The sequence below is a fragment of the Paenibacillus sp. NPDC058177 genome (assembly GCF_042883835.1).
GTDB classification, from domain to species: domain Bacteria; phylum Bacillota; class Bacilli; order Paenibacillales; family Paenibacillaceae; genus Paenibacillus_AQ; species Paenibacillus_AQ agri.
In genome coordinates, this window is sequence record NZ_JBHVVB010000002.1 from 881,580 (window position 1) to 908,352 (window position 26,773).

A 26,773-nucleotide genomic window follows, 5' to 3' on the forward strand; every position below is an offset into this window, starting at 1 on the left:
TTGAAGGTTTTTTTACATTTACCGATTCTCCAGACAATAGGCTACTCCGGTGAAAATTCGTTTTTCGTCTTTCTTAACCCTATGCTTCTAATATAACCAGCAAATGCCGCACTTGCTTGGCACCAAGGTTGATGTGTAACGTGCCTACATCCTGGGTAGCCAATGGATTCAGCTGCTCCTCCAGAACATTGGACTCGTACGCTTCCGCAATCACTCTGCCTGGAAAGCTCAAGCGAGCCTCTGCATTGTCCTCCTTCACATTCCTTACCCGCACAATGATGCCCTTACTTGTCTCCGCCGGTTTCACATCGAAAATGTGCACATGTTCACCCTCAAAGGTGATGAATTGTCCTTCTTCCTCCTGCTTGCAATCCAGAACAGGGGTGGCATAGATTTGTGATACACCTTGAGTGGAAGCTTCAGTAATGGCTGATGGTTCGAACGCACGATAAGTCGACAGCACATAAGTAAAAGAATTAAAACCAGGCTGGCGCGCTCTAAAGTTCGTTTCCCAGTAGTTATTCATAGGCCAAGCCAACAGTAAGGGATTGCCCGACTTGTCAATTTGCTTGTGCTCTCTGCCGAAATTGAAATCCCCTACTTGCACCAAAGGTGCATCGGGGCAAACCAGTGTTACACCATGGTCGCCGGCGAATAGGGAAACGCTTTTGTCCACGGTCACAAAATCTCTGCATACACCCGGCAGCTGCTGCTCATCCAGCTCCACAAGCTGTCCGGCAGTATCGTAGAAGCATCGCCAGTCTCGCAAATTGAGCGGAATCGCGAAATACGTTCCTTCCGGAGTGGTGATGTCTTGCTTCATATAAGAAACTTTGATCTCAATCTCCGGACGGTAGCTGAATAGCGTGAAGCGCTGCTCCAGATTATCTACTCCAGGCGCATCCCACTGTAGCACCAGTGTTGCATCATTTGCCCCCTGCTCAACGAAACAGTCGAGCAAGCGGGAATACGTCTGCCTTGCGGCAGGCCAGTCGTTATTCCAGCAGCTGATGCTATTATTGCCTTTCTCAACATCCCGCGAAAAAATAGTTTGTCTGCTATTTTCAGCAGCGGTCGTGTCAATCGTCTCCTGAACATATTGGAACAACGTCCACGGACTGGACAAATCAAGCGTTTCCCAGCCGTTTTGCTTGTCATACAAGCTCAGAATTCTTCCCCGAACGGGATCGAATTGTAGCCGGTGATACGGAGACTCAATATGACCGTCTAGTACTTTGATTTCAAATCCCCGATTCATCGCACTAAACGGATCGTTCCATTGCTCCTTGGAGCCGGGAAAAGCTTCAAGATTTGCAGCCTGCTCCGCCTTCTGCAGCTTATCGAACGGAATTTTACGCCAGCTGAACGGCGGCAGTTCAATCACGCCATAGCTCTCTCCGCCAGTTAGACGATCGTTGTTCATAAGCACTTGCCTCATTCTGTCGGCGCTCAGATGCCGTCCAGGCGCTCGAAAGCTTGAAGGAACCCGCAGGTCATGCTTGATTGGAGCCGATGAATAGTTCACAAGCATAATCCCCTCGGGGTCATCCCCCTGAATCGGATTTGCGGTGAGCTGCTCCAGTTGGCTTCCAAGCAAGTAGCCAGTTAGACTATTGCCTTGGTACGCGTAGTGCGCTTTGTGTGCCCATTGAATATCAACATTCAAATGATCGGGATCGGCGATGGCGTTAAATGCCCCCCAGGTGTGTTCGTCGTATAAATGGATTTGCTCCCAAGCTTGCCGTTTGATCGCCGGATATCTTCCATCGGCCTCCCCTTGGAAGGCTTCCAGCAGCTCGACTGCCTTCATCCCTTGCTTCGTGCGGCGATTCAGCTTCGTTTCCTTGGCTGCACTGCCGGAACCAAAGTTCCAATAGTCTGTCCAATCCCCGGCATATGTAGGAAGCTCCTCCGTATGCTTGCGTACTCTTGCGTACAGCTGCTCCGGCGTCACGAATGAAATTCGCTGTTCGCGCGACTCGCTATTCCATTGTTTGATGAGGTCTGCTAAATCCTGATCCGGCGGGTTGTTATCGTATAGCGGCAGATTGGTTGCGGTTAAATAGACGAAATCGAATGGATAGTCTGGATTATCCTCGATCTTCTTTAAATATTGGGCAAGACCTTCCGCCATAAGCTCCGTGTTTTTATCGTTTACATTACAAATTTGGCTGAACAGAGAATAATGCTCACCGTTGAACGTCAGCAGCTTTCTATGATCAGGCGTCTCCCAGTGGAAAGCGTTCGGCCTTTTGAAGGGAACGGTACCCATATGGATGTTGATTCCCATGATGAAGAACTCTACACCGGCATCAAGCAGCAATTGGCTGTAAGGCCACGGCTGACCATTGACATCATGGTGAATAGCCGTGGTGATATCGATCCCAAATCGGCTGCGCAGCTCCTTGATGGGCTGCAGCATATGAGCCGTTTGCTCCGCACTCACAAGAGGTGTTGTATGCAGGAACGAAGCGGAGATGCTCATTTGCCCATTGTGCAGATAACGGCGGAACTGCTCAACCTGTTTTTCGGTTGCATCTTCCAGCCACCTCAGCACAGGGTAACCGGATTCACAGGTCCAGCGGAATTTATTCTCCTCCGCCCAATTCTCGGTCGCTTCGCATAATTGCAGGGCCTGATCGATATATTTCTTTTGCAGCTCTAGTAGAATAGGCTGCGCATGAGTATAGCCGATATCCAAATGGCTGTGGTGAAGCACAAGTATTTCTTTAATTTTTGACACAGACTTTCCTCCTGACATGCTAGATTTGCTCTCGTTACTGCGTAACTATATAGATTGAACTTAGAATTCTTACACGGGGTTTGATCATCATTGCGGAAAACGTTTGGACTTTCGGCCGCTGTTGTCCCCAGATTTCTTTGATTAGACCGCTTCTAGCGGTTGAAATCTGGAGACAGCGTATGCTTCCGGTGCGGGCTTTCCTGTGGAAAGCTTTCAGGCGATCGCTTTCGCTCCTACAGTTCCAAACTTCCCCCTCCATTCCTTCTCGCTATTTGCGAATTCACAAAACAAACATAGCCAAGAAAAAGAGAGCTTATATAAGAAGGATCAAAGTGTAATTAACGGCATTTTCGTACCTTAAATCCTCTGCAGTTAGGGGTTAGTGGAGATTAAGTGCAATATTGTACCTTAAATCTTCCATAATAGCCCATCGAGCGTGTTTTTTCCAAAATAAGATACAAAAACGCCCTTATTACCCTTATTTACCTATATTAAAGAAAAATAAGGTACAAAAATGCCTTTAGTTGAGGAGATGGCCCTCTTTTTTCACTGTATGGCGACTAGTGAAGGGGAATATACCGCTTCTAGCGGTTGAAATCTGGAGACAACGTATGCTTCCGATGCGAGCTTTCCGGTGGAAAGCTTTCAGACGATCACTTTCGCTCCTACAGTTCCAAACTTCCCCCTTCGTTCCTCATCGCTTTCGTTACTATCTTTTGTTCATCTTGTATAGTAGTTTTATATCTAATGTCCCAGCAGCCTATAAGACTTGGCGGCTTCTGTATTAAAAGAGATGATGTTTCCAGACAACTGCCACTCAACGTCCCTTTGCTGATCACCAGCGCCATCTATTTCTATAATAGAGAACTCGCCGTTTGACCATGGATTCAAGATGCTGCAGATCCTGCCCTTCTCACTAGTAAGGTCAATATGCGTCACCTTTCCTTCCGACAGCTCGCTAGATACAAGAAATGCTCCAACGGCTCTCAGGTTATGGAAACGGGCAGCCTTCTCCTGCGGCCAAACCGGGAACAGCTTGATCACCTGCTCATGGCTTTGCAGCAGCATTTCGTTGATAGCAGAAGGTACGCCACTACAGCATTCAATGCCCCCTCCGCCGAAGAAAATAAACAGATTCGGGAAGCTATGCTCCGAGCATTGGCGGCGGAGCTCACGAAGAATAGTCTCAGGATCATAACCGACACGCGCGGCGGCGGTGAATATGGTTGGAAAGCCGTTATAATCCGTCCAGCGGTTCAACACCGTAATCGTATCCTTGGCAATCTGCAGAAGCTGTGGATCTGAATCTAGACCAATCCCGCCAGCAGGCCAGATATGCTGGATGGCGAGCGTATTGTCTCCCCACCATTCGTGTCCTTGCTCCGTTAAGCGGAATATCGTTTTCCCTTCGCGCTCAAACGTCGGATAATCGCTGATATGCTCCAAGATATGAGTCCACTTCTCATGACGATCCCCATCAAGCTGCAATTGCCCTGAAATATCGAGCAGCCCTTTAAATAACATCCGTATAAGTGCTAATGAAAGAATAGGATTCATATCCTCCAGGCCGCGGTCCCAATCCTCATTGTCGTGGGACTCTGTATAGGTTCCGACTTCATGAATAGCATCACGGTAAATCACGTAACGGCCATCCTCGAAGGTCAGATAATCCTCCCAGAAATTCGCCACCTCAATCAGGAACGGGTACACATAACGGGCATATTCCAAGTCATACGTATAGTAAAACCGCATCAGCATGTTGACTGTACTTAGCGCCGAATTACTCTTCTGTCCCAAAAACATGTGTCCGTTCTCATAAGGCGTATTACATAGTGCTGTAGGTAACCCTTTCGGGCCAATACCAACATCGTAATAGATCCCTCTACATCCCAAATACTCCTCTGCATACCGGCGACCGTTCACCATATACTCCAGCAGCGGTGTATCATACGGTTCACTCAGCTCAATGTGGTTGGACGAATACACGCCCCACCAAGGAGCCTGGTAATTGTAATTCAAATGATAGTCTCCCGCCCATTCCGGGTTATCTGTCGTGATCCAATTGCCGAATAATCCTGGCGCGAACTTCTTGTTGCGGCTGCAGCAAGCCATAATATAATGGGAGCCGTACCAGAACTTCTCTAGCAGTTCATCCCCGATTTCAATGGCAGACTTTGCCCAGAACCCGCTCCACCAGTCGGTGTGCTCTGAACGCAGCGAAGCAATCCGCTTCTCGTCGATAAGCCCCGCTCTGCTAATCGACTCCTGTAAGTAGTTGTCCTCATCATGGTTCGTCGCCACGGAGGCAACGATATATTGTTTGGTTCCAGGCTGTAGTTCAAAGGAATGACTTCCTGACGAGCTGCACATAGCAATAGCGCCTTCCGTTGGCCATTCGATGCCTTCACCGGTAAATTTACGTACCGCCCACGCAGTATCGCCATCCTGTCCCTGCTCCGTTTCCGAGCCATTTCCGGTCTGCACCCACAGATCCAGCGTAACGGAAACGGCTTGCTTTTCACTGCTCAGCTCCACGATTAACACATTTTCCAGGGATGAAATCCAGGAGGTCATCTTGACCGACGCTGCCGCTCCATGAAATGTCGATACAATAGTTGCTTCATCCAGTCGCTGCTCGCTATAATACGAAGCATTGGCCAGATCGGGTATATGAACATCAATCCCGCCGAGCAAGCACGGGCTACCATTCGAATACATCAGCTGCGCTTTCCAGAAATCATTTTTCGAGATCCATATGCGCTGCTGTTCAGGCTTTCCGCTAATAGTGACACCGAGATCGCCATTGCCAATGACCGGGCTATCGACGACCTTGTCTGTAGGGACAATTTTCGGAGGCTCCGTAAAGATTCCCTTATACTTCTCCACTCTTTGTTTCCATTCCACAGCTTCCATGTAAGGTTCCACCACCAGTTTTTAATGTTCAAAATCATGCCCGCCCCCCTAGAAGGAACATAGCGGGCATGATCGCTAATTATTTATTCGCTGCACGTCTTTCCTCATATCTCTTCAACGCATCGTCATAGATCTTAAGAACTTTATCGAGATCGCCTGTTTTCTTAATCTTAGCCTGGAAATCAGCCCATTTATCAAAGCTTTCTTTGCCATTCACGAATTTGTTCTGCATCTCTGCTACATACGTATTTACCGGCGACATGACTGAGGTGATCTGCTCGCGTTCATCATCTGTAAATTCAAGGCTAGGCTCGAAAATCATTGGAGGTACGTAATCATTAGGGAACGGCATATTTTGGAACGCAGTTTCCCATGGTTCTTCAACCAGTTTGCCATCTACAATACCTGAGTCCTTAGGCGCAAAATCAACGAATGCTCTCGTATCAATGGCCATTTGCAGACCAGGCCGGTAGGAGCTGCTTGATCTCGTTCCGTATTTATCGCCTTCAATCCATGGGTTCTCCGCATGTTTAATCGAATCCACAAAGGTTGGTTTGCCGCTGGCATCTTTGGTGTAGCTCGTACCTTCAATCCCCCAAGTAATCAGGTTTATAATTTCCGGTTTATATTGCAAATCCAACAGCTTCACTAAATCCTTCACATTCTTAGCCTTCGGACTGACCACCATCACCGCACCCGAGCTAACTCCGACGGAGCTGAAGTCGTTCACACTTTGCCATGCTTTCCCGTATTTCGGATTATCGGGGAATAGCGAAATGACGAACTTCTCCCCTCCCGTTGATGCGCGATTCCAGTCACCCGGGAAGGTAAACCAGTTGGACAGCAAAATGAAGTTCGTGCCGCTCATTGCTTTTTTCTTAATAGCATCGGTTTTATCCGAGAACACCTCAGGATCTAGCAGCTTATCCGCATACAGCTTATTGGCAAACTGCAGCGCTTCCTTATACGATTCTTCGAACGGTCCGTAAACATAATTTTTTCCGTTCCAATAGATGGACGTGCCTCCATTGTGGTTAGCATAAAAGAGTGGATCGAAGGAACCGCTTTGCGTATTCACCGGATAGGAGTTCGGATATTTCTCTTTTAACGTTTTTGCGGCTGCATACAGCTCATCTATCGTGCTTGGAATATTGATACCTTCCTTTTGAAAAATATCATATCGATAGGTTACCGGCGAGTATACGCCCATGCCTTTATCTTTTGCTTGCCTTGGAAGGTCAATATTCCATAATCCATAGAACTGTCCATCTGAGCGGATCGCCTTGATTTTCCCATCGGTCGCTTGGTCGATTAAGCTCATATAGTTAGGCAGAAGGTCTTTATACTCGCTCAGCTCCAGGAACGTGCCCTCTGTTTCATATTGCTTAAAGAGGTCTTTGCTCATGACCATGAACAAATCTGTCGTATCACCGCTCGCCAGCAGCAGCTTGGATTTCTCCTCGTATTCGCCAATCGGGATGTAATTATATTTAATGTCCAATTTCTTACCCGTTAGCGCTTCCATCTGTTTAATCCATTCCTTGTGCACCATAGAATCTTCTATTTTGGCGCCAAAGGAAGGCAAGGTTACAGAAAAGCTTAGCGTTCCAGCTTGCTCCGCAGTGTCACTGTTTCCCGAATTTGTGGAAGTAGCGTTAGAGCTGCATCCTGCCAAGATGGTTCCTATGCTTAATACACCTGCAAGCAATAAAGAAGATAATTTGAAGCGTTGTCTCATCATTACCCCTCCTGAAAACATACTCATCTTTTTGTCTTTCATTAACAATTACAGGGTACGTGCTATGCCGCTATGCTCAGGTCTCTTTTCTAATAACCACCACTCCTCTCAGCTGCCTCGGAAAATTAACCTTTAACAGCACCAATCATGACGCCTTTCACAAAGTATTTTTGGAGGAACGGATAGATCACCATGATGGGGAACATCGCAATAACAACAATCGCCATTTGAATATTCTTCGCATTCACATTCATTTGTGCCAGCATCGCTTGCATGACTTCTGTTCCGGTTCCTGAATCGAAGGAAAGGGAGAATAAATATTTTCTTAAGATCAGCTGTAATGGATACTTATTCTCGTCCTGAAGATACACCAGTGCTTCAAACCATCCATTCCAGCTGCCAACAATGCCGAATAGAGCAAATGTCGCCAGAAGCGGCTTGGAGAGCGGCAAATAAATTTTGGTTAAGATTTGAATATCGTTAGCCCCATCAATAACAGCGGATTCGCGCAAATCGGCTGGTATGGATTGATAAAAGGACCTGAACAAAAATACATTAAACGCAGATACACAGCCGGGGATAATCATGATCCAATAGGTATCAAGCAAATGAAGACTCCGTGCGAGCAAATAAGAAGGAATCAAGCCGCCACTAAAGAACATCGTAATGACCAGAAAGATCGAAAGAAATTTTTTGGCCATGAAGTCCGGGAGCGTCAGCGGATACGCCATTAATGAGGTAAAAGTCAGCATGAACAAGGTGGAACCCAGTGCATATATAATGGAATGCGCGTAGCCTGAATACAGAAATGGGTCCTGGAAAATATATTTGTAACCGCCTACATTAAAGCCCTTCGGAAAAATCGTAATATCGCCTCTAAGAATAGGTTCAGAACTGCTTAAAGAAACTGCAATGACGTGCAAGAATGGATATAGCATGACCACACATAGCAGCAGCATCAACAAAATATTGAACACGTCAAATATTTTTGAACCAATACTTTCTTTACCTACCATGTCCGGTCGCCCCCTACCAAATACTTGTGTCTGATACTTTACGGCTTAACATGTTTGCTCCTATGAGCAAAATAAATGCAACCAAGGACTGGAAGAGCCCAATGGCGGTCGTATATTCAAATCTTGACCCCATAATCCCTTCACGGTAAAGATAGGTCCCAATAACATCCGCAACCTCATAGGTGTCCGGGTTATACAGCATAAGGATTTTCTGAAAATCCGTACCCAAAATCCCGCTAAGGGACAAAATAAGCAAAATAATCGTCGTTGGTTTGATATGCGGCCAGTTAATATTTCGCACCTTCTGCCAGCGGTTTGCACCGTCAATACTCGCAACATCATATAACGTAGGATCAACACTGCTTAATGCCGCCAGGTACAAAATTGTACCAAAACCGATCCCCTGCCATATGTTTGAACTGATAAATATGGTCCTGAACCATTCAGGCTCTGACAGAAACACAATCGGATCGACGCCGAACCAACCTGCAATTTTGTTAAACAACCCTTCTCTCTCGGTAAAGGTCCGAAGAATACCCACAATAATGACCGTGGAAATAAAGTGCGGCAAGTAGGATATGGTCTGTACCGCTTTTTTGAATTTAGGAAACCTTAATTCGTTGAATAGCAAGGCCAGAATGATCGGGGCGGGAAATCCCCATAACAAGGAGTAGATACCTAACAATATGGTGTTCTTAAGTACCCTCATTGCCATAGGATCTTGAAAGAATAAAATGAAGTACTTAAATCCTACCCATTCACTGCCCCACATCCCTCGAACCGCACTATACTTTTTGAAGGCGATCTGTATCCCGTACATTGGAAAGTAACTAAACACCAGTACAACCAAAAATCCAGGCAATACCATTAAAAATAAGTAACGTTGCTTCCAAAATCGTTTGAAAAACTTGTGTGAAGTTACCATCTCTGCTTTCCCCCTTCAAAAACTTGGCACTTAAAGCTTCTCTAGAAAAAGCAATGTTACCGCTTACAACAAAGAATACAACCATTGAATATCTGTGTCAATATATGATTTATAATTAGAATATAAATGATACAATAAATGATACAGATGCTATATCAAAACTCTAATTCCACTGATTACTATCCAATTAAGAAACGAAAAAAAGCGACCTCATTGAAAGTCCGCAACGGAATTTCAACAAAGCCGCTATCAAATTTGTGCCAAATGTTCATTTGGATACAAGCTGACCTTTCAAGATTATAAAAATATTCAGGTGCCTATCGAGCGAACAGTCTCCCCGATATAAATGTTGGATTTGCATACTTGTCCGTAAAACAACTGATCTTCGTTGCCATCAATCATGTTCAGCAATAACCCGGCAGCACATTGTCCCATTTCATAAAAAGGCTGTGTGATCCCGGTTACATTTAATTTGATTCGGCGGTTTAAATTTTCTGCATCATAGGTGACGAGCGATACATCCTCAGGTACGCGAACATTCAGACTTTGTAACGAGCGGAGAGCTGCCTCGGCAATTTGATCATTTGCAGTAAATACAGCCGTGAACGACATTTCTTTCATTTTTCTCTCTAGAACTTCACAATAATGGTCAAATTCATCAGAGAAATCCTCATACTTGGTGGGAATAAACACTTCGAATTCATGCGAATACGGCAGTCCCGAGTCAACAATTGCCTGCTTGAAGCCCATAAGCCGTTCATTGATCGTGCTTATATTACTATTTTTAATAAATAGCATTTGCCTATGTCCTTGTTCGATGAGCAGCTTGGTCAGGTTGTAAGCGCCTGCAATATTATCGCTGGTTACATACGGAATGCTTGTGTTGTAGACCACCCGATCCAAGCTTATGTATTTGATCCCGTGATCCTGAAGTAAGGAGAAGATCCGATTATTAATCTCTTCATGCCCTTCACTCATAAAGGGACTTAGGATCACCCCTTCTACCTTTCTTTCGACTGCCCCTCGTACGAGGGATTCCAGCTTTTCAAGATTCCGGTCATCACTTGAACTTAGCAGCTGGTAGCCTCGTAGAAACAAGGCATCTTCCACTCCCCGCAGTGCAGTCGCCCAGATCGGATTATCGATGCCGAACACAAAAGCAGCCACCAGACGCGTACCACCTTGCAAAATCTCCTTCTCTTTATTCATGAAGGTTCCTCTGCGGCTATCCCGGATAAGCCACCCTTCCTCCGTGAGCTCCTTGATTGCCTTTTCAATCGTATTCACACTAGACTCATAATATTGGGCGAACTCGCGGCTGGATGGCAGCCTGTAGCCCTCAGTCCACTCTCCGCTTATCAGCCTTTGCTTAATATCCTCTTTGATAACCGAGTACTTAGCCACAGCTTCATTCTCCTCATGTAATCTTATCATTCACTGTACCCTTCGCCCCAATCTGTGTCAAGTTTCTTGATACAAGAAAACAAAATCCACAACCTCGTCTGAAGTTGTGGATGGATAAGAAGGCGATGAATATGACGCTCTGTATGTCAATGCGATCAACCCATTATATCTACTAATTGCGTTCCCTCCGGTTTCTGCCATTGACCGTCCTTACCTATGCCCTCGTTCTCCAGCACACGCCCATCTTGTACAACAACCTTACCACGCACGATCGTTCCGACAATGCTACTTGGGAAAGTATGCCCCATGTACAGACTTTGCTTATGTTTGGCGTAGTAATTGTCTTCAGTTACGGTAAATGGTGTATCCAGGTCGATAATCGCCAGATCGGCGTCCATGCCTACGGCAATCTTGCCTTTGCGATCTGCAAGGTCAAAGCGCTCGGCAGGAGCGGAAGCGGTCATACGGGCGATCTGTTCCAGCGGAATATGGTTCGTCTGAGACAATTCCAGTGCAGCCAGCAGCGTAAACTGCCCGCCGCTAATGCCGCCCCACGCCTGAAACAAATTGAAATCCTTAGGGTCTTTCATGTCATATGGACATGGCGAGTGGTCCGAGGTCAGCATGTCGAACTTGCCTGCAGCGACCAGTTCAATCAGCTTCTTCTGCTCAGAGGCTTCACGCAGTGGGGGCGCACATTTGGCAATGCTGCCCCGTTCGCGAAGAGCGTCATGATTAAATAGCAGATAGTGCGCACACGTCTCTACAGTTACATTCATTCCGCGGCTTTTCGCATCCTCTATCTTGCCCACCGCTGCCTCAGAACTGATATGCACGAAGTGCAGTGCACAACCGGTGATCTCTGCATAATACAGCGCCCGCTCAACCGCTTCGACTTCAGCAAGGATCGGTCGTGTCGCCAGATAATCATCGGCACTTACACAGCCTGCCTGTTCCTTCTCCGCCTTGAGCCAATTCGTGATCGCCGCACTCTCCGCATGCAACGCCAGCACTTTGCCCAGCTTGGCGATCTGCTTCATTCCACTGAGCAGCGTCATCTCATCTACGGCTTCGAACTCTTTGTTACCTGTCGTAGACAGAAATGCCTTAAATCCGATAACACCAGACTTCGCAAGCGGCGTAAGATCGTCTTCATTCCCTGGCACAAGTCCGCCCCACAAACCGAAGTCCACGACTGACTTCTCATTGCCAAGCCTTGCTTTATCCAGCAGCGCTTCACAGTTAACCGTCGAAGGAATTCCGTTCAGTGGCATATCGAAGAAGGTTGTACATCCTCCTGCCGCCATCATCGATGATCCAGTAGAGAACCCCTCCCAATGCTCACGCCCCGGCTCACTGAAATGAACATGAACATCAATCATCCCTGGCATAACGACCTGACCCGCTGCATTCCAATCCTGACGGGCTGAGGCAGTCAGCCCCGATGTAATTACTTTGATCTTGCCATCCTTGATGCCGATGTCAACCTGCTCTACACCTGTCGGGAGTACAACTACTCCATTACGGACGATTAGATCCATCTGTTCCATCGTGATTCGCTCCTTTGTATTGTCCTTGTTCCATCTATTCGAAAATCGTGCCGCGCTTGAAGGACGAGCCTTTGAATGCATATTTCGTCAGCAAAAAGTATGAGAGCCCTGCCACGATAAAGCCGACGATCCAGCCGAGGTCTACTTCTATGAATGCCGCAGCAGCACCAAGCGTCATGGCGAGGATTGCGCTTGGATTGTAACCAGCAAAGTTGCCGTTCTCCCGGTACAACTCAGCGACATCCACCTTCTGACGACGCAGGATATAGAATTCAACCAGCAGAATCGCAACGATTGGCCCTAGGAATGCCGAGTAGATCAAGACGAACATGTTCAGACCATGCGCTGAAGAGTCCTTTACCAGCACCCACGGGAAGGAGCAAAGCGCCAGCAGACCCGTGATCGCTACTGCAGGTTTGTACTTTAGTTTCGTAACAAAAGAGATAACGTATGCGGGAGGAACAATATTCGCCACCATGTTAACTGCAATAACACCGATCACGATAAACGCGGATACACCAACGGTGATATACGAATTGTTGACAACAATAGCGAACGCCTTGACCGGGTTGGAGATCCCTGTTGCCGCTGCCATCATCGCACCGATTGTCAGTACGAAGCCGTAGGCGACCGTAATCGGGCTGAAGTACAGGAAGCTTCGTTTCCCATCACTGATCCCTGGCTTCAGTTCGCGGGAGTAGTCTGCTGCACTCAGGAATATTGCAGCGTAGTTACCCAGAAAAACCATGATAAAGGAGAAGAACGGCAGGCCCCATGTTCCCTTCGCATGGACCCAGTTATGCATGATAGCATCACTGTGTGAATTCACCAACAGTCCGAATACATAGATTAGCGCGAGTACGATTACGATTGATGCGAGCGTCTCCACCCACTTAATCGCGTGAAACCCATATAGCGAAAGGCCGATCTGGACAAGCTGCAAAGCAATAAAACAAACTGGAATACTGTCAAAGCTGCCGCCTGTGACGACCTTGACAATCTCATTGAGCGCCGTTGCGCCAACCCAGCTCTGGAAACCGTACCAGATAATCGCCGGTATGCCCCGAAGGAAGGAGGAGATGATCGCTCCCTTGGTGCCAAACGACATCCGAAGCTGTACGACATACGGGACGCCTGTACGATAGCCGAAGCGATCATTGAGTGCGAAGATGACTGAGATGAGCCCGATGGCGATGATCGCAGCTACAAAAGTCTGCACGAGATTCAAGTTAGCAACGCCGGCAGCGATAAGGCTCGCACCAAGTGTCATATTCCCTAGATTGACACCATCACCGATCCACATAAACATGTAAGAGATAACCCCTACTTTCCGATCCTTTTCTTGCTTCGGTCGAAGGGACTCGTCAACATACATCTCTTCTTTCAATTGCGACTGCTCCTGAATGTGACCCGCCAAATCCATAGACATCTCCACTCACTCCCTTTTTTCTGGTTCGCCATCTAATAGGTTATATAACATAACTTAATTATGTTATATTTCCTTACTCAATCTTTATATTCTTCATTTTATCATCTATTTTTTATAAATCATCAGCAAAATCGTAGATTATCTTTCAATCTATTGGTGAATATGCACAAAATAAAATCACATGTCATGTTACATTTATAACAATAGCGGTTATAGACATGTTGGAAACCAAGCTTCAACTGCACAAAAAAACTGCCGGCATACACTCGGCAGTTACTTAGTTCAAAAGATATGAAGATATTAATACCCTCATCTATTCAGCAGTGGACACTCTTGTATCACCATACCTTGCCGCCACCCAATGCAGCAGCGCCCGATCCCGGCCCGGCGCGGCAACGAATGACACCCCGATTGGCAGACCGTCCTCACGCCATACTGGAACTGTTAATTGCGGCAGCCCTGCCAGACCCGCTATGCACGATAGTTGCATGACTTTTGCACGATATGCCTCAGCTTCCTCCCCTTGGAGCCCACACAGCGGAGCGACACCCGGCGCAGTCGGCAGTACCAACAGCCCATCGACACCTAGCAGACTCGACAGTTCTGCACGCAACACCGTTCGCAGTTCCTGCGCCCAAGTGATATCCGCTTCCCTCAGCGTACTTGTCCACTTCAGCCGCTCTGCAATTCCCGATCCGAAGACAGGCTGATGCTGTGTTACCCATGTCCCATGCTCCCGCCATATCTCCATTCCTTGCAGCAGACGAAAAGCTTGCGACCACAAAGTCAGCCCCTGACCAAGCAATGCATACTCCTCAGGTACTGAGTAAAGAGATTGCTCCATCCACCCCTTCCACACTTGGTCAGTCAGATGAACAGACCCCAAAGGCAAGAGATAATCCCCCTGAAACTTGCCCACATGTGCCAGCAATTTGTCCCGATCTGCCGCCTCCGGCACGGCCCATGTCTCTTCATCCAAATAGATCTTATGAAATGAAGTGACAGCTGGGTCACTCTCGTCAGCCAACAATACTTCACCAACCTCAACGATCCACTGCAATTCCCGACTCATCCAGCCCACAGTATCAAAACTGTGCGCCAGCGGAATCACCCCATCCAGCGATACCACACCATGTGTTGGACGGAAACCGTACACCCCGCAATAGGATGAGGGAATCCGCACCGATCCACCTGTGTCAGTGCCGATTGCAAATTCAATATCATCAGCTGCCGCCGCAACTGCTGAACCACTGGAGGAGCCGCCAGGGATTCTCATTGAATCCGCCGGGTTGATCGGCGTGCCGTAGTGGGCATTTTCTCCGTTCAAGCTGTACATCAGTTCGTCGGTATGTGTCATGCCATCAAGTGCAGCACCCGCCGCCAGCAATCGCCGAACAACCTCCGCATGGCGGGGCGCCGCTTCATGGGTGCGCAGCCAGTCCGGATTGCCCGCTGCATTCGTATGCCCCGCAACCGCGACGACATCCTTGAGCGCGAAGCGTGCACCATTTAATCTACCCTCGCCAGTCGGTGGCACAATAACATTCGGCGCAATATAGGCTTGATAAGCTTGCCGTTCTGACTTACTGCTTGTCTGGTTAGCACGATGATGTTGATCAGAGCTCATCCGGCGCACCTCCTTGGTTAAAATCGTCTTTCACTGCTTTCACATCAGCTTCTGATGCTAGTCGTTCCGGACGATGCGGAATCAGCTCCATCAGCAGCGCCAGCAGAATTCCGACAAGCAGGCCATTACCGAGTAACGGTCGCAGTAATGCAGGGAGTGAGACAAAGGTCGTCGCAGGCAACCCCATCAGGATCACTCCTACGAAAAGCGGTATACCCGCCGCGTACAGATTGACCGGATCCTCCATTCTGACTTGCCGGAAATAATTAAGCGATGAAAATAACAGTCGCACATACGTCACCAGCAACACTGCGCTTCCTATACTCAGCGGTAACAATGTCATCCAGTCACTCACCACCGGAATCAATCCGACGATCATAAAGAACAGCGCCCCCAGTACAAACGGCAACCGCTCCCTAATGCGTGTCTGTTGAAGAAAGCCGATGGATGACACATAAGGTGCATAAGGGACCGTCCCCAGTACACCGGACAACACTGTAAGTACACCGCTAATTGTAAACGAGCGCCGATACGTTTTGTCGTCTGCTTCCTGTTCATAGATGTCATCAGTTCCCTTGATCGCCCCGAACGTATTGGACGTATTCACCAGTCCTGCAATTACCGCGATCAGTATCACACCAATATCTAGCCCGCCCCAGCTCTGTGGCACACCTACCGGAAACAACCAGTGCCCTATACCTCCCCCTTCACTTGTCACGCTTGCTGGTACCGATTGTGTGACCCCAGTCAACTCATGATCCGCTCCAAATAACACGGCATACACTGCCCAGCCCGCCACGATTCCGATCAGCAGCGCATAAGGAGCCACTCTGCGTCCGCCCTTGATGACAATCCAGATTGTCAATAAGGCTACCGCCGATGCTAAACCGAATACTGCTGGATGAAGCACCCGCTGCGCCTCGGACATGCCTGGAGATATGCCCATCATTCCTTCGAGGAAGATCAAGTTCAGACGACAACCGAGCAGAAACATAAATACCGCCATCACCCGAGCCGTGAACAGCCGAGCCAGCCAGGCTCCCCAGCCTGTAACACCAAGCAAAATCGTCACGACTCCCGACAGCACTACACCCACTGCCAGACTCGCTCCAACCTCCTGCAGACTTCGTCCGATGGAAGGTGCAGCCGCGCACAGTCCGAGAATCACTCCCCACCACAACCCCGACTGACCTTCCATTATCGCCCTGCGATGTCCGATTGCCGCCTGCATTACACTAGCAATGCCTGTCAGTACAAACGAGATTTGAACCAGCATCTCTACCTGGGTATGCCCTAATCGAAATGCTGCTCCGACCGTAATCGGGATCACCACTGTATTCGTAAATAAAAAGAAAAACCACTGCAAACCAGCAACCCAACGCAAAGCCCCAAGCCACTGTTTATTCTCGACATTGCTACGCTTCCCACTCACCGACTGACCTCCCTCTAAACCCAAAGACCTCAGTCTATTCGAACCCTGTGCTCCGAAAAACACATGACACTCTTACATCAGTTTGCAGCCCGCTCCACTCCGTACGCATCAAGCGCCGCCTGCATTCCACGTCCGACCTCAATCTTCGCCTGATGTCTAATCAATACAGCTTCCAGTGCAGACAGCACAAACAATACATTTTCCTTACGACAGCTGTAGCCCATCGTGCCGATCCGCCAGATTTGACCATGCAGCGGACCAAACGAACTAGCGATCTCAATTCCGAACTGTTCCAGCAGCATCTGCCGCACCGATTCTCCATTGATGGCCGCCGGAATTTTTACACAAGTCACCATTGGCGCTTTCCACGGTACATCATTGAACAGCTCCAGGCCCATGCCACGAATTCCCGCCATCAACGCCCGTTCATGCAGACGATGCCGCTCGAATCTCGCTTCCAGCCCCTCCTCCAGCACGATCCGTACACCTTCACGAAGCGCATACAGCATCGAGGTCGCTTCCGTATGGTGATTCAATCTACGCGGTCCCCAGTAATCCTGAAGCTGACTGAGGTCAAAATAATTACTTCGAATCGGCACGCGCACCTCAAGGCGATCCTGCTCCTGCGCGACACCGCGCTCAACCTTTTTACGCGTCAACAGCAGCTTCTCAATCCCTTCGTTATACGTAATCGGTGCCATTCCGGACGGGACGGACAGACATTTTTGCGTACCGCCGATCACAGCATCAAGCTGCCACTCATCCACCTTGACCGGCGTTCCACCCAGCGTCGCTACCGCATCAACAACCGTCAATACCCCAAGTTCCCGGCACGCAGGACCAATCTGATCAAGCGGCTGCATACAACCCGTCGAAGTCTCGCCATGCACGATAGCCAACACCTTGGGCTGAATACGACGCACTTCTTCAATCACCGCCTGCTGGTCGAATACCTGCCCCCAAGGACACTCCATCAGATGCACAACCGCCCCGCAGCGCTCGGCGATCTCCGTAAGCAGATGCCCGAAACGGCCAAAGATCGGCACTAGCACCCTATCGCCTGGCTCGATCACGCTGCATAGCACCGCCTCCAGACCAGATCGCGATGTACCATCGATTGGGAATGCCCACTTATTGTTCGTTTGAAACACTTGCCGGAGCATGTCCATCGTCTCGTTCATCATCGCGGTAAACGCCGGGTCGAACTGCCCCAATATCGGCGTACTCATCGCACGCAGCACACGAGGATCTACCTCCACAGGCCCAGGTGTCATAATTGTCCGTAAGGGTGCTTGAATTTCCCGATAGTTCGTCATTTGGTCTGCCTCCTCAAATCCATATCATGATATACGTTAATACGCCAACTCATACAGCAGTTCAATTAACAAGCGAACCCCGCAGACCAGCTCATCTGTTCCAGTAAACTCACGTGGGGAATGACTAATCCCTAAATGACTGGGTACAAATAACAGCGAAGTTGGGCAATAGGTGCCGAACACTTGTGAATCATGCCCCGCACCACTCGTCATCCTGCGATGGGAGATTCCCTGACGCGCCAGAATCATCTGCGCTTTGGAAGCCAGTGGCTCTGACATCGCTACAGGGTCTTCATCCATCCATTTGTGATACGTAAGCGTTGTGCCTTGCGCCGCCGCGACCTTTTCCCACTCGATAAACAAGGCCTCACAGAACTGACGGATCACTTCAGCAGCAGGGTGCCGCACATCAAGACTAAACGTCACTTCACGCGCAATAACATTGCCCACATTCGGATGAATCTCCATCCGTCCGACGGTAGCAACTAATCCGTCCCCCTGTCGCTTCGCCCACTCACCCACTAGCCGAATCATTTCAGCAGCAGTCAGGAGCGCATCACGTCGCCACTCCATTGGCGTTGTACCCGCATGATTGCTTTCCCCGCTTACCGTAACTTCATAACGACGTTGTCCAACGATGTGGCTGACAATCCCGATGGATTGGCCTTCTCGCTCCAGCACCTCGCCCTGCTCAACATGCAGTTCGATAAAGCACTCCAGATCATCGCGACGCGGTGAAGGATGAATCCCCATTCCGAATCCTGCTTGCCCCATCGCTTCACGGAATGAGATTCCCTCGGCATCTGCGATCCCTTCGACCTGCTGCATGTCACGAATCCCAGTCATACTGCCAGAACCCCAATAAGTCATTGGAAAGCGACTACCCTCCTCCTCGCAAAGCGACACAACCTCAATGCTCCTGCGCGGTGTCCCGTAGTGCTCTTTTAGATAACGGACAGCGATAAAACTGGCAATAATCCCGTAAGCTCCATCATATTTACCACCATCGACAACCGTATCCAGATGTGAACCAGTAAGAATCACCCGACCGTCCTGTTCCGTGCCGGAAAGTCTTCCGAACAGATTTCCAACATCATCATAGCGCGGTATTAATCCGCCCTCTCGCATGCAATGCTCCAAGGCCGACTGAGCCGCTTGCCATGCGGGAGAATAGAGTGTTCGGGTCACACCGTGATCCCCATGCTCCCCTTGACCACCATAAGTTGCGAGCCAGTCGATCATCTCACTCACCTGCTGATGCAGATCAGTAGGTGGCGGGACCACCAACGGTTGTTGTTCGATCCTCATTTCGCATTCCCCCATTTTTCACTACATGCCCGTCTGCCTGTGTCTGTACCTTCACATCCCACTCTGTATCCATGTCAGATTTTATAACAAAATGTTGACTTGGCAAATTCATTGTCTTCATTGTAAAATAAATCAACCTAAAAAACATGCACGTAGGTGTAGAAGAACCGGTGTAATAATTGTACACAATAACTAATACAGAGAATTGTCAGGAGGCATTGTCATGAAACTAGAGGAATTGTTACACATCCCTGTTTTTAACGGAACGCAGATCGTCGCAGGGAACGCGGGGCTGGAACGCGAAGTACTGACGGTCAACATGATGGATGCCCCCGATATCATTACCTTTCTCAAGCCCAATGAACTGCTGATTACGACAGCCTTTCATTTCAAGGATGACTTGCCTTCATTACTGCTATTGATCGAGGAAATGGGGCGTCAGAACTGCTCGGGATTAGGAATCAAGACAAAACGCTTCCTTGGCACTCTGCCTTCTGTGCTGATCGAACGCGCAAACGAACTGGCTGTCCCCTTGCTGGAACTTCCAGTCGAACCTTCGCTCGGTGACATTGTGAACAAGTCACTTAGCCATATTCTCGATGTACGTACACATGAGCTGCACAATGCAATGCAAGCCCACCGCCAATTCACCCATGATATAATGAAGGGCGAGGGTACGGTTAAAGTGCTGCTGGACCTGTCAAACTTGCTTAAAACTCCTGTCTTTCTGCTTGATCCTCACCTTCGTCTTCTTGCAGGGAAGCCACAGCGGCAGACCTTGACCGCAGAACTAGACCAACTGATGTCCGAACGATGTTTGGTATTATCGCCTCCTTCAACATTCTCCAGCTTTTCATTTCTAAAGGAAAAACGAAGTGTTCTGACTCTATTCCCTGTCTATACCTATCAGCAGCTCCACTATCTTGGTGTAGAGGCTGAACTGTCCTCCAAAGATCGCTCGACGATTCTGACCATTGAACAGGCTGCCAACGTTATCGCCTTCGATCTGATGAAAGAACAAGCGCTCAATCAGAACCGCCGTCGTATCCAGAATGAGTTCTTTGGCAAATTCATCAACGGCTCTTTTTCCAGTGCAGACGAGATTATCAGCCGTGCGCGGGAGCTGGGGCTGCCGGAGAGTCAACGCTATATTTGCGCAGTTGGACAACTTGATGGAGGAGACAAGTCTCTCAGTTTTATACAGTACAAATCAGACCAAGATCGGATTGCCGATCATATAGTGTCCGAACTCCGAACCTTCCCCCACACCGTTCGCCTATTCCTGCTCGACAAGCACTACGTCTTACTGATGCTGCTGACAGACGAATGGCGAGAGGTGGAAACGTCCTTCTTGCAAGGACTGTCGAGACTACAAGACCGGCTTCAGACGCATAATGAAGCTTCGCTGTCCTTTGGCGTAAGTAGTTACGCCCAGCAACTTATCCATATCCCGGTCTCGTACAAGGAAGCCAGCGAAGCACTCTACTTCGGTGGAATGGCGGGTCGCTGCCGCTTTGTCGAGTTGTATCAACCAAAAGAGGTACCGGAAATTTTACGCCTGATCCCCTATGCTCATCTTAAGAAGTTCTACCTGGAGACGTTTCAAGCATTCATCGACGAGACGATTAAGGACCATCGCTTGCTGCTTCAGACACTCTCTGTCTATCTGGAGACCCACTGCCAGCTCGCCGAAACTGCAAAGCGCCTCTATATTCACCGCAATACAGTGATATATCGATTGGAAAAATGTGAAGAGCTGCTAGGGCGCAGCCTAAAGGACCCAGAGGAAACACTTCGCTTGCGGCTGGCGTTCCGGATTAAAGCATTGTTACCCGAGCATGAACTGAGGGAGTGAACAGAAATGCTGATTGTAAATGAAATTCAAGTCAACACGAAGAAACAGCGCTCCTCCAGAATGAACAGGAGAAAGCGCTGTTTCTTCGTGTGTTATGTGCAAGGTAAACTTGTTACCTCAGTCGCGGGACCGGGTTACAACGAATGGCTCAATAAGACCCTGCAGGGACGAGGCAATGCTAGCCGGAGGCATTTTATCACCTATAGTAACGTAATATTGGAACTCATAAAATCCGCCCAAGGTTGCTTTGAAATTCGTCTCCCAGTAGTTCGTCATAAGCCAGGCATAGGTTTCCGGACTAGTGTCAGGCTGCTGCTGGGTATGAACCTGTCTCGTGCCATAATCTAGCGATCCCAACTGGATAAGCGGTGTATCTGGAGTCGCCAGCATCAGGGAACGCTCTTCATCCTGCCACGCGATTCCTGCTTGTACGGCGGAGTAGTCCAGACAGCTTCCCGGAATTTGGTCTCTCCAAGGTCGTACGAGACCGCCGGGCTTATCCGCATATAAAGTCTCTTGCTTACTGTCCCCAGCGGTAAACGGCAGCGCAAGATACACATTTTCCGGATTCCAGACACTGTCCTTATGGAAGCGGACGGAGATATCTACACGGCTGGTCTTGGCGTATACCTTAAGGAACAAGGAGAAATAGGAGATCCCCTGCAATTGGTAGCGAAGCTCCAGCGTAGCATATAGCGGACCGTTATCCAGCTCTTTGACAGAGGCAAGCCGGCCGATCGACCGCTGCACACCCAGGCCTTTACGGTTACGTCCCATGCGTGACCGAATACCCCAGACCTCGGAGGCCTCTGATTCCGCAGCAGGAACAGTAACCTCATAAACCGGTGTAAAAGCACCATATTGTGCATCCGGCCGCAGCAATTCTTTTCCTGCCTCTTTATCGTACCATGAGGTAATGCCGCCTGTTTCCGACCATTTCAGAGAGAGGAACGGAGACTCCAGCCCATGCTGAGACAAGGTGATTGGTGATGCAGTTGCCCCAGCTGGCATAAGAGGATAAATGTCGACCATATCGTATACCCGGTCACTGCCGACCAGCTTCGTATTGGATACCGTTATCCCTGTGCTTGCAGACTTAGACGGCAGCGGACGCAAGGTTAGCATGCAGGTCTGCAGTCCTTTCAGCGTCAGCTCTGTGATGATGATCTGCGGTTGGGATGATTGCATAGGCAATACTTCTCCAGTATCTTCACGGATGACCTCCACGCCACTGCGAAGCTCATCCGGCTCCCATCCCTCCAGCCTCAGCTGCACCAGCTCCGTGATTTCAAGCTCCGACGTATTCGTTATACGGAAGCGATATGGACGGCCAGGATATAATGTCGCTCCATTCTCAGCCAGCAGCACAGCATCCAGTGCACGATAAGCTAAACGGCTTGCTTCTGCGGCATGTGCCTGCTTGCGCACCTCCAGCATTTGTACATTTTTATGCCAGGGTTCATAAATGGAGGAATGATAGCCCCAGGTATGCTCTGCATACAGAACCAGTGCCTGCTCGACCGACTCCAGTTCTTGTTCACTGACATGCTTCCGCTGCGGATCGAGCTTTTCTACCTTGCGGAGCGTGCGCTGCGCGTCACGGTAAATCTGGGTATGCATCGGTGTGGAGCTGACGCCATCTGTCCACCAATCCGGCCAATCTCCTGCATGAACTGGCAGCTCATCTAGTCCTTCCTGCTTCAATCGCTCGAAAAATTGACTCAAGCTGACCATTTCAATGGAAATCTGCTCACCGTGCTGACGATTCCATTGTCCAATCCATTCAATGATTGCACTGTTCGGCGCTCCATTGTCCGTTGGCAGTCCAGATAGCATGACAGGCACGAACGGATACGGATACTGTTCCGTCTCCAATTGGGTGAGATAGCGATGAATACGGATATTAGCAATCTGATCATGAATCTCCTCCGGCTCAACGAGCTTATGATTGAACTCGTCGCGGATCATATATTTGCCAAGCGCTCCCGGGCATAGCCCAAGCTCGTTGCCAAACATGTAGTGCTCGCCGTTCCATACCAAGAGCCGCTCGCCGCTGGGAGACTCCCACCAGAACGGAAGCTGCTTGCGCCCAAGCGGGTACATGCCGTGATGAGTATGAATGCAGCTGAATAAATGCTGGATACCATTTTGCAGCAGACTATCGGCATATCCCCAGCTATAACCGTTAATATCTGCCGTCATCGCACTATCCACCTGATGTCCGATCGAACGGGCGTATGCTTGCGCTTTGCTATGAATTTTGCTTAGCAGACCGTAATCCGGCAGCTCGGTCATATTGAGGTATGTTCCGGATAATTCAATGTCGCCCCGCAGAACGGCCTCGGCAAAATCCCGCTGCTCAGCAGTACTGGCCTGCTGCAAAAACTGCTCCACAGCCCAGAAGGTCTCACACGTCCAGCGGAATCCTTGCCAATCGGGGTTAGCCCCGCTATGAGCATCCTGGACAATACGCAGAGCCTGGCGAATGAAATCGACATGGTATTGTTCAATTTTCTCCTGCCGCTCAGTGTAGCCCAGATCTGTGTGAGAATGGTGAATCGCGTAAATTGTCCACTTGCGTGCAGGCAGCGGAATAGAGCTCTGCTCTAATTGTTGTTGAAGGTTCATTCTGAGAACTCCTTTATGTTATGAATAGTGTCAAACAGTTGATGAATGCCATAGAACACTTGCCCCAGCACATCGTTCTCATAATAAAGCTCTGCCTGCTCCGGCTTCAGTGCGCTCAGCAAGCTGTCTGCAAATAAGTCTCGGCTTTTGGCAATTTGTCCGCCAAGAACAAGCTTGTCGGGCTGAAAGGCAGCTACATAAGGACGAAGCATGTGACCAAGCCGCTGGCCGTATATTTTCCATACCTGAATGGCGGAGGGATCACCTGATTGGGCAGCAACAGCCAGATTCTGTACACTATCATCGCTTGAACGAACCTGGAGGCTATCACCCAGCGACAAAATCCCTCTGCTGCCGAATACATCATCGATTCGTTCTCCGTCAAATTTCTCTTCATACAGCATGCCCGTGGCCGGTACGCCTGATCTGCCGGTGACCACTTTCCGCTTCTCAATAAAGGTAGATCCAAGCCCCGTTCCCAGCGTCAGACATAGCATTTTGTCCTCCGGGAACAATCTGCTGACGCCAAGGGAGAACAGCACGGCATCATTGCCCAGTCGGATAGGGGCCATAGCCAGCTCGGACAACCATGGCATTGATGAATTAAGCTCCGCACGCCGGGTTAATTCATCCCGCAGCAGTGCTTGCAAATTAAGGCCGTAAATGGATTCATATTTATTGAGCCCACGAATACGTGAAATGCCTGACTCATATTCGAAAGGTCCCGGAAAGGCAAGTCCGATTACAAATCCGGCCGGATGTTCTTCGATACCTTGCTGCGCTCTATAGGCGGTTGACAGTTCCAGAATAAGATCTGCCAGACCGCCTACGATCTGTTCCGGGGTTCCATTTGAATATGATGGCCGAATGAAAGAAAGCTCAGGCAGAAGAATGCCGTTCTTAAGGACACCCGCCTTCAAATACGTTCCTCCAGCATCGATTGCAATGGTCGTCATTAAGCCGGTCTGCAGTAAGACCCCAGGCTCCATTACACTTCACCACCCTGCCAATGATGAGGCAGCAGCGGAGTATGCCAATCTGGAGAGACCTGAGCAACGATTAAGCTGCATGTTGTGTCACCTATGGATTCAATCCGGAATTCCCCCACTGCGGCGGGAACAATGTAGGACTCCGCATATCCCCATTCCACAGCGGTTTCTTCATTATTCAGCGGCGTAAGACGAACACGATTGCCTTCGACCAGATTGAACATGAGAAATTGACCGTTCGTATCGCCATGCCATTCGCCATTCAGCTTTAATCTGTTGACCTGGAACAGCAAGTCTTCACGCTCTCCCAGCAATTCTTCGCTACTACTGCCCTGTACGCGAGTAATGACAGGAGATGGCACCAAATGCTTATGAACATAAGGCGTACTGAAGCTGTCATTCATATTGCGGCTTGCATGGTCTCGGTTAATAGGCCGCGGCAAGCCGTCTTTGTCCAGACGCAAGTGGTCGTAAATCTTGAAGGTAAACCACCAGGTGGTAGATGAGATTTCCAGCACGAGGTTGCCTCTGCCCGCGTAATGAACGGCTCCAGGTGGAATAAGGAACAAATCGCCTTTTTGAGCATCCAGCACGTTGACATACCGCCCTACTTCTAGCGGCTCTCGCGAGGCATGAGCGTTATCCACTGCTTCCAGCAACTGTTCTCCGGTTGTTCCTTCGGTAAAGCCAAGGGCTACAAAGGGAGTTGTTCCTTCCTCTTGCTCCATGATGTAATAGGACTCCTGCTGGGTCATCCTTTCATTGAAGGTTTCCTCAATATAGGATTGGCGGGGATGAACCTGTAGAGATAGATTGTCGCCCCCAATCGTATCCAGATAATCAAAGCGGATCGGGAAATAATCTCCGAATAGCTGAACATTCCGCTCCCCCATAATTTGCTCTGGATGAGCAGACAACAGCAGCGGGAACGGTAGCTCCAGCGTATGACCGTAGGCTTCAATCAGCAGCGTATTTTCCGGTGCGATCGGCTCAAAGCTCCAGGCGCAGTTATCCCACTCCTCTGGCAATTGACAAAGCTTCTTCAAATACTGCCCGCCCCAAATGCCCGGAGCAAAGAAAGGTTTCACACGAATCGGCTGCTGTGCGGCGGCTTGCATGAGAGCACGCAGCAGCGGAAGCGTAAGAAACGTCGGCTGATCAGGATCATTCATATCCATGTAATAGTCAAAATCATTCAGATAGCGCTTACGGTATTGCTCCCATACCGGCCATTCCAGGAACAATGCTTGTTTATACGTCTCTACTGAATCTACACATTCCCCGAGTTGCAGCGAACCCATTCCTTGCCGGTGAAGGCGCTGTTGGTTCTCTCGTGAAATGTCACAAAATATAGATAGTGAGGCATCCGAAGAGAGGTAGCCTGCGCCTGGTCCATACGTAATAATCATCGTACGTGAACCAGTCCCCTCTAAGGATTCCAAGGATGGATGAAGCTTTTCGGCGACGTCATTCTGCCAATCAGCTTGCGCCTGCGCTCTGAAGTAATCTTTATAATCGATATCTGAAGCAATAAATCCAAAAGCGCGGTTATCGGTCAAATAACGGTCAAACGCCGATAATAGCTCTGCGCTGCTTTTCATATACCGCGTACTATCCAGTTCAATATATGCAATGTTCTCTTGGCTACATAACGTTTGCAGTTGCTCAAGGATCGTCGTAAATGCCGCGCCATGGGTACCGTCAACGGCTAAATGATATGTTTTGGAATTGTGTTGGTTAAAATGGTCCTCTATTAGCCGAAGCCATGCCTCATAGCCCGTCCCGATATCGGACTGCACTTCCTCATGACTTTGCAGCCTTACAGGATTAACCGGAACCGAATTAAAGGGTCGAACTTTACTTACTTCCATTGCTGCTGCCTCCCAACTCGTAATCAATG

The 26,773-nt window shown here is 49.0% G+C and carries 16 protein-coding genes; 1 reads left to right on the forward strand and 15 read right to left on the reverse strand.

Annotated features, from left to right (window positions below; all coding sequences use genetic code 11):
• Positions 1-79: 79 nt before the first annotated feature.
• The 12 genes from ACFVU8_RS13960 to allC all read right to left on the reverse strand — a co-directional run bounded on the left by ACFVU8_RS13960 (position 80) and on the right by allC (position 19,401).
• A complete protein-coding gene (locus tag ACFVU8_RS13960; RefSeq protein ID WP_387427961.1) occupies positions 80-2,743 on the reverse strand; it encodes a glycoside hydrolase family 38 N-terminal domain-containing protein in 2,664 nt (887 codons plus the stop codon).
• A 744-nt stretch (positions 2,744-3,487) separates the two neighbouring features.
• Positions 3,488-5,656 carry a glycosyl hydrolase family 95 catalytic domain-containing protein gene (locus ACFVU8_RS13965; protein ID WP_387427963.1) on the reverse strand — a complete coding sequence of 723 codons (2,169 nt, stop codon included), beginning with the start codon at positions 5,654-5,656 and terminating at the stop codon, positions 3,488-3,490.
• A gap of 79 nt (positions 5,657-5,735) precedes the next feature.
• Positions 5,736-7,397, reverse strand: coding sequence for an extracellular solute-binding protein (locus tag ACFVU8_RS13970; protein ID WP_387427964.1), 1,662 nt, complete (start codon positions 7,395-7,397; stop codon positions 5,736-5,738).
• A gap of 122 nt (positions 7,398-7,519) precedes the next feature.
• Positions 7,520-8,410 (reverse strand): carbohydrate ABC transporter permease, encoded by an 891-nt coding sequence (locus ACFVU8_RS13975; protein ID WP_175370711.1) that lies wholly within the window; start codon positions 8,408-8,410, stop codon positions 7,520-7,522.
• Positions 8,411-8,423: 13 nt separating this feature from the next.
• Positions 8,424-9,335, reverse strand: coding sequence for an ABC transporter permease (locus tag ACFVU8_RS13980; RefSeq protein WP_066365077.1), 912 nt, complete (start codon positions 9,333-9,335; stop codon positions 8,424-8,426).
• Positions 9,336-9,644: 309 nt separating this feature from the next.
• On the reverse strand, positions 9,645-10,739 hold the full coding sequence (locus ACFVU8_RS13985) for a GntR family transcriptional regulator (RefSeq protein ID WP_387427966.1): 1,095 nt from the start codon (positions 10,737-10,739) through the stop codon (positions 9,645-9,647).
• Between the two features lie 155 nt (positions 10,740-10,894).
• Entirely contained in the window at positions 10,895-12,289 is a 1,395-nt protein-coding gene (locus tag ACFVU8_RS13990; RefSeq protein ID WP_387427968.1) for an allantoinase, read from the reverse strand.
• A gap of 34 nt (positions 12,290-12,323) precedes the next feature.
• Positions 12,324-13,712, reverse strand: coding sequence for an NCS1 family transporter (locus ACFVU8_RS13995; protein WP_387428030.1), 1,389 nt, complete (start codon positions 13,710-13,712; stop codon positions 12,324-12,326).
• A gap of 319 nt (positions 13,713-14,031) precedes the next feature.
• Positions 14,032-15,345 (reverse strand): amidase family protein, encoded by a 1,314-nt coding sequence (locus ACFVU8_RS14000; protein ID WP_387427969.1) that lies wholly within the window; start codon positions 15,343-15,345, stop codon positions 14,032-14,034.
• Entirely contained in the window at positions 15,335-16,777 is a 1,443-nt protein-coding gene (locus ACFVU8_RS14005; RefSeq protein WP_387427970.1) for a uracil/xanthine transporter, read from the reverse strand. Before ACFVU8_RS14005 ends, ACFVU8_RS14000 begins: the two co-directional genes overlap by 11 nt.
• A gap of 77 nt (positions 16,778-16,854) precedes the next feature.
• Positions 16,855-18,093 (reverse strand): pyridoxal-phosphate-dependent aminotransferase family protein, encoded by a 1,239-nt coding sequence (locus ACFVU8_RS14010; protein ID WP_387427971.1) that lies wholly within the window; start codon positions 18,091-18,093, stop codon positions 16,855-16,857.
• Positions 18,094-18,129: 36 nt separating this feature from the next.
• The gene (gene allC, locus ACFVU8_RS14015; RefSeq protein WP_387427972.1) at positions 18,130-19,401 is read right to left on the reverse strand and encodes an allantoate deiminase; all 1,272 of its coding nucleotides are present in this window, start codon (positions 19,399-19,401) and stop codon (positions 18,130-18,132) included.
• 223 nt (positions 19,402-19,624) lie between these two features.
• On the opposite strand from allC, the gene ACFVU8_RS14020 reads away from it, so the two are divergent.
• Positions 19,625-21,256, forward strand: a complete 1,632-nt coding sequence (locus tag ACFVU8_RS14020) for a PucR family transcriptional regulator (protein WP_387427973.1) — start codon at positions 19,625-19,627, stop codon at positions 21,254-21,256.
• Between the two features lie 117 nt (positions 21,257-21,373).
• On the opposite strand, the gene ACFVU8_RS14025 is transcribed toward ACFVU8_RS14020, so the two are convergent.
• The 3 genes from ACFVU8_RS14025 to ACFVU8_RS14035 are packed head-to-tail and all read right to left on the reverse strand — an operon-like array spanning position 21,374 to position 26,744.
• Positions 21,374-23,884 (reverse strand): glycoside hydrolase family 38 N-terminal domain-containing protein, encoded by a 2,511-nt coding sequence (locus tag ACFVU8_RS14025; RefSeq protein WP_387427974.1) that lies wholly within the window; start codon positions 23,882-23,884, stop codon positions 21,374-21,376.
• Positions 23,881-24,873 (reverse strand): ROK family protein, encoded by a 993-nt coding sequence (locus tag ACFVU8_RS14030; RefSeq protein ID WP_387427976.1) that lies wholly within the window; start codon positions 24,871-24,873, stop codon positions 23,881-23,883. Before ACFVU8_RS14030 ends, ACFVU8_RS14025 begins: the two co-directional genes overlap by 4 nt.
• Positions 24,873-26,744: a class I mannose-6-phosphate isomerase gene (locus ACFVU8_RS14035; RefSeq protein ID WP_387427977.1), complete on the reverse strand. Its 1,872-nt coding sequence runs from the start codon at positions 26,742-26,744 to the stop codon at positions 24,873-24,875. Before ACFVU8_RS14035 ends, ACFVU8_RS14030 begins: the two co-directional genes overlap by 1 nt.
• Positions 26,745-26,773 lie beyond the last annotated feature (29 nt).

What these genes read in the sequence shown, in the direction of transcription:
- ACFVU8_RS13965 (WP_387427963.1), bottom strand. Translation starts at nt 5,656, where the DNA reads ATGGAAGCTGTGGAATGGAAACAAAGAGTGGAGAAGTATAAGGGAATC.
- ACFVU8_RS13970 (WP_387427964.1), bottom strand. Translation starts at nt 7,397, where the DNA reads ATGATGAGACAACGCTTCAAATTATCTTCTTTATTGCTTGCAGGTGTA.
- ACFVU8_RS13975 (WP_175370711.1), bottom strand. Translation starts at nt 8,410, where the DNA reads ATGGTAGGTAAAGAAAGTATTGGTTCAAAAATATTTGACGTGTTCAAT.
- ACFVU8_RS13980 (WP_066365077.1), bottom strand. Translation starts at nt 9,335, where the DNA reads ATGGTAACTTCACACAAGTTTTTCAAACGATTTTGGAAGCAACGTTAC.
- ACFVU8_RS13990 (WP_387427968.1), bottom strand. Translation starts at nt 12,289, where the DNA reads ATGGAACAGATGGATCTAATCGTCCGTAATGGAGTAGTTGTACTCCCG.
- ACFVU8_RS13995 (WP_387428030.1), bottom strand. Translation starts at nt 13,712, where the DNA reads ATGGATTTGGCGGGTCACATTCAGGAGCAGTCGCAATTGAAAGAAGAG.
- ACFVU8_RS14000 (WP_387427969.1), bottom strand. Translation starts at nt 15,345, where the DNA reads ATGAGCTCTGATCAACATCATCGTGCTAACCAGACAAGCAGTAAGTCA.
- ACFVU8_RS14010 (WP_387427971.1), bottom strand. Translation starts at nt 18,093, where the DNA reads ATGACGAACTATCGGGAAATTCAAGCACCCTTACGGACAATTATGACA.
- allC (WP_387427972.1), bottom strand. Translation starts at nt 19,401, where the DNA reads ATGAGGATCGAACAACAACCGTTGGTGGTCCCGCCACCTACTGATCTG.
- ACFVU8_RS14020 (WP_387427973.1), top strand. Translation starts at nt 19,625, where the DNA reads ATGAAACTAGAGGAATTGTTACACATCCCTGTTTTTAACGGAACGCAG.
- ACFVU8_RS14025 (WP_387427974.1), bottom strand. Translation starts at nt 23,884, where the DNA reads ATGAACCTTCAACAACAATTAGAGCAGAGCTCTATTCCGCTGCCTGCA.
- ACFVU8_RS14030 (WP_387427976.1), bottom strand. Translation starts at nt 24,873, where the DNA reads ATGGAGCCTGGGGTCTTACTGCAGACCGGCTTAATGACGACCATTGCA.
- ACFVU8_RS14035 (WP_387427977.1), bottom strand. Translation starts at nt 26,744, where the DNA reads ATGGAAGTAAGTAAAGTTCGACCCTTTAATTCGGTTCCGGTTAATCCT.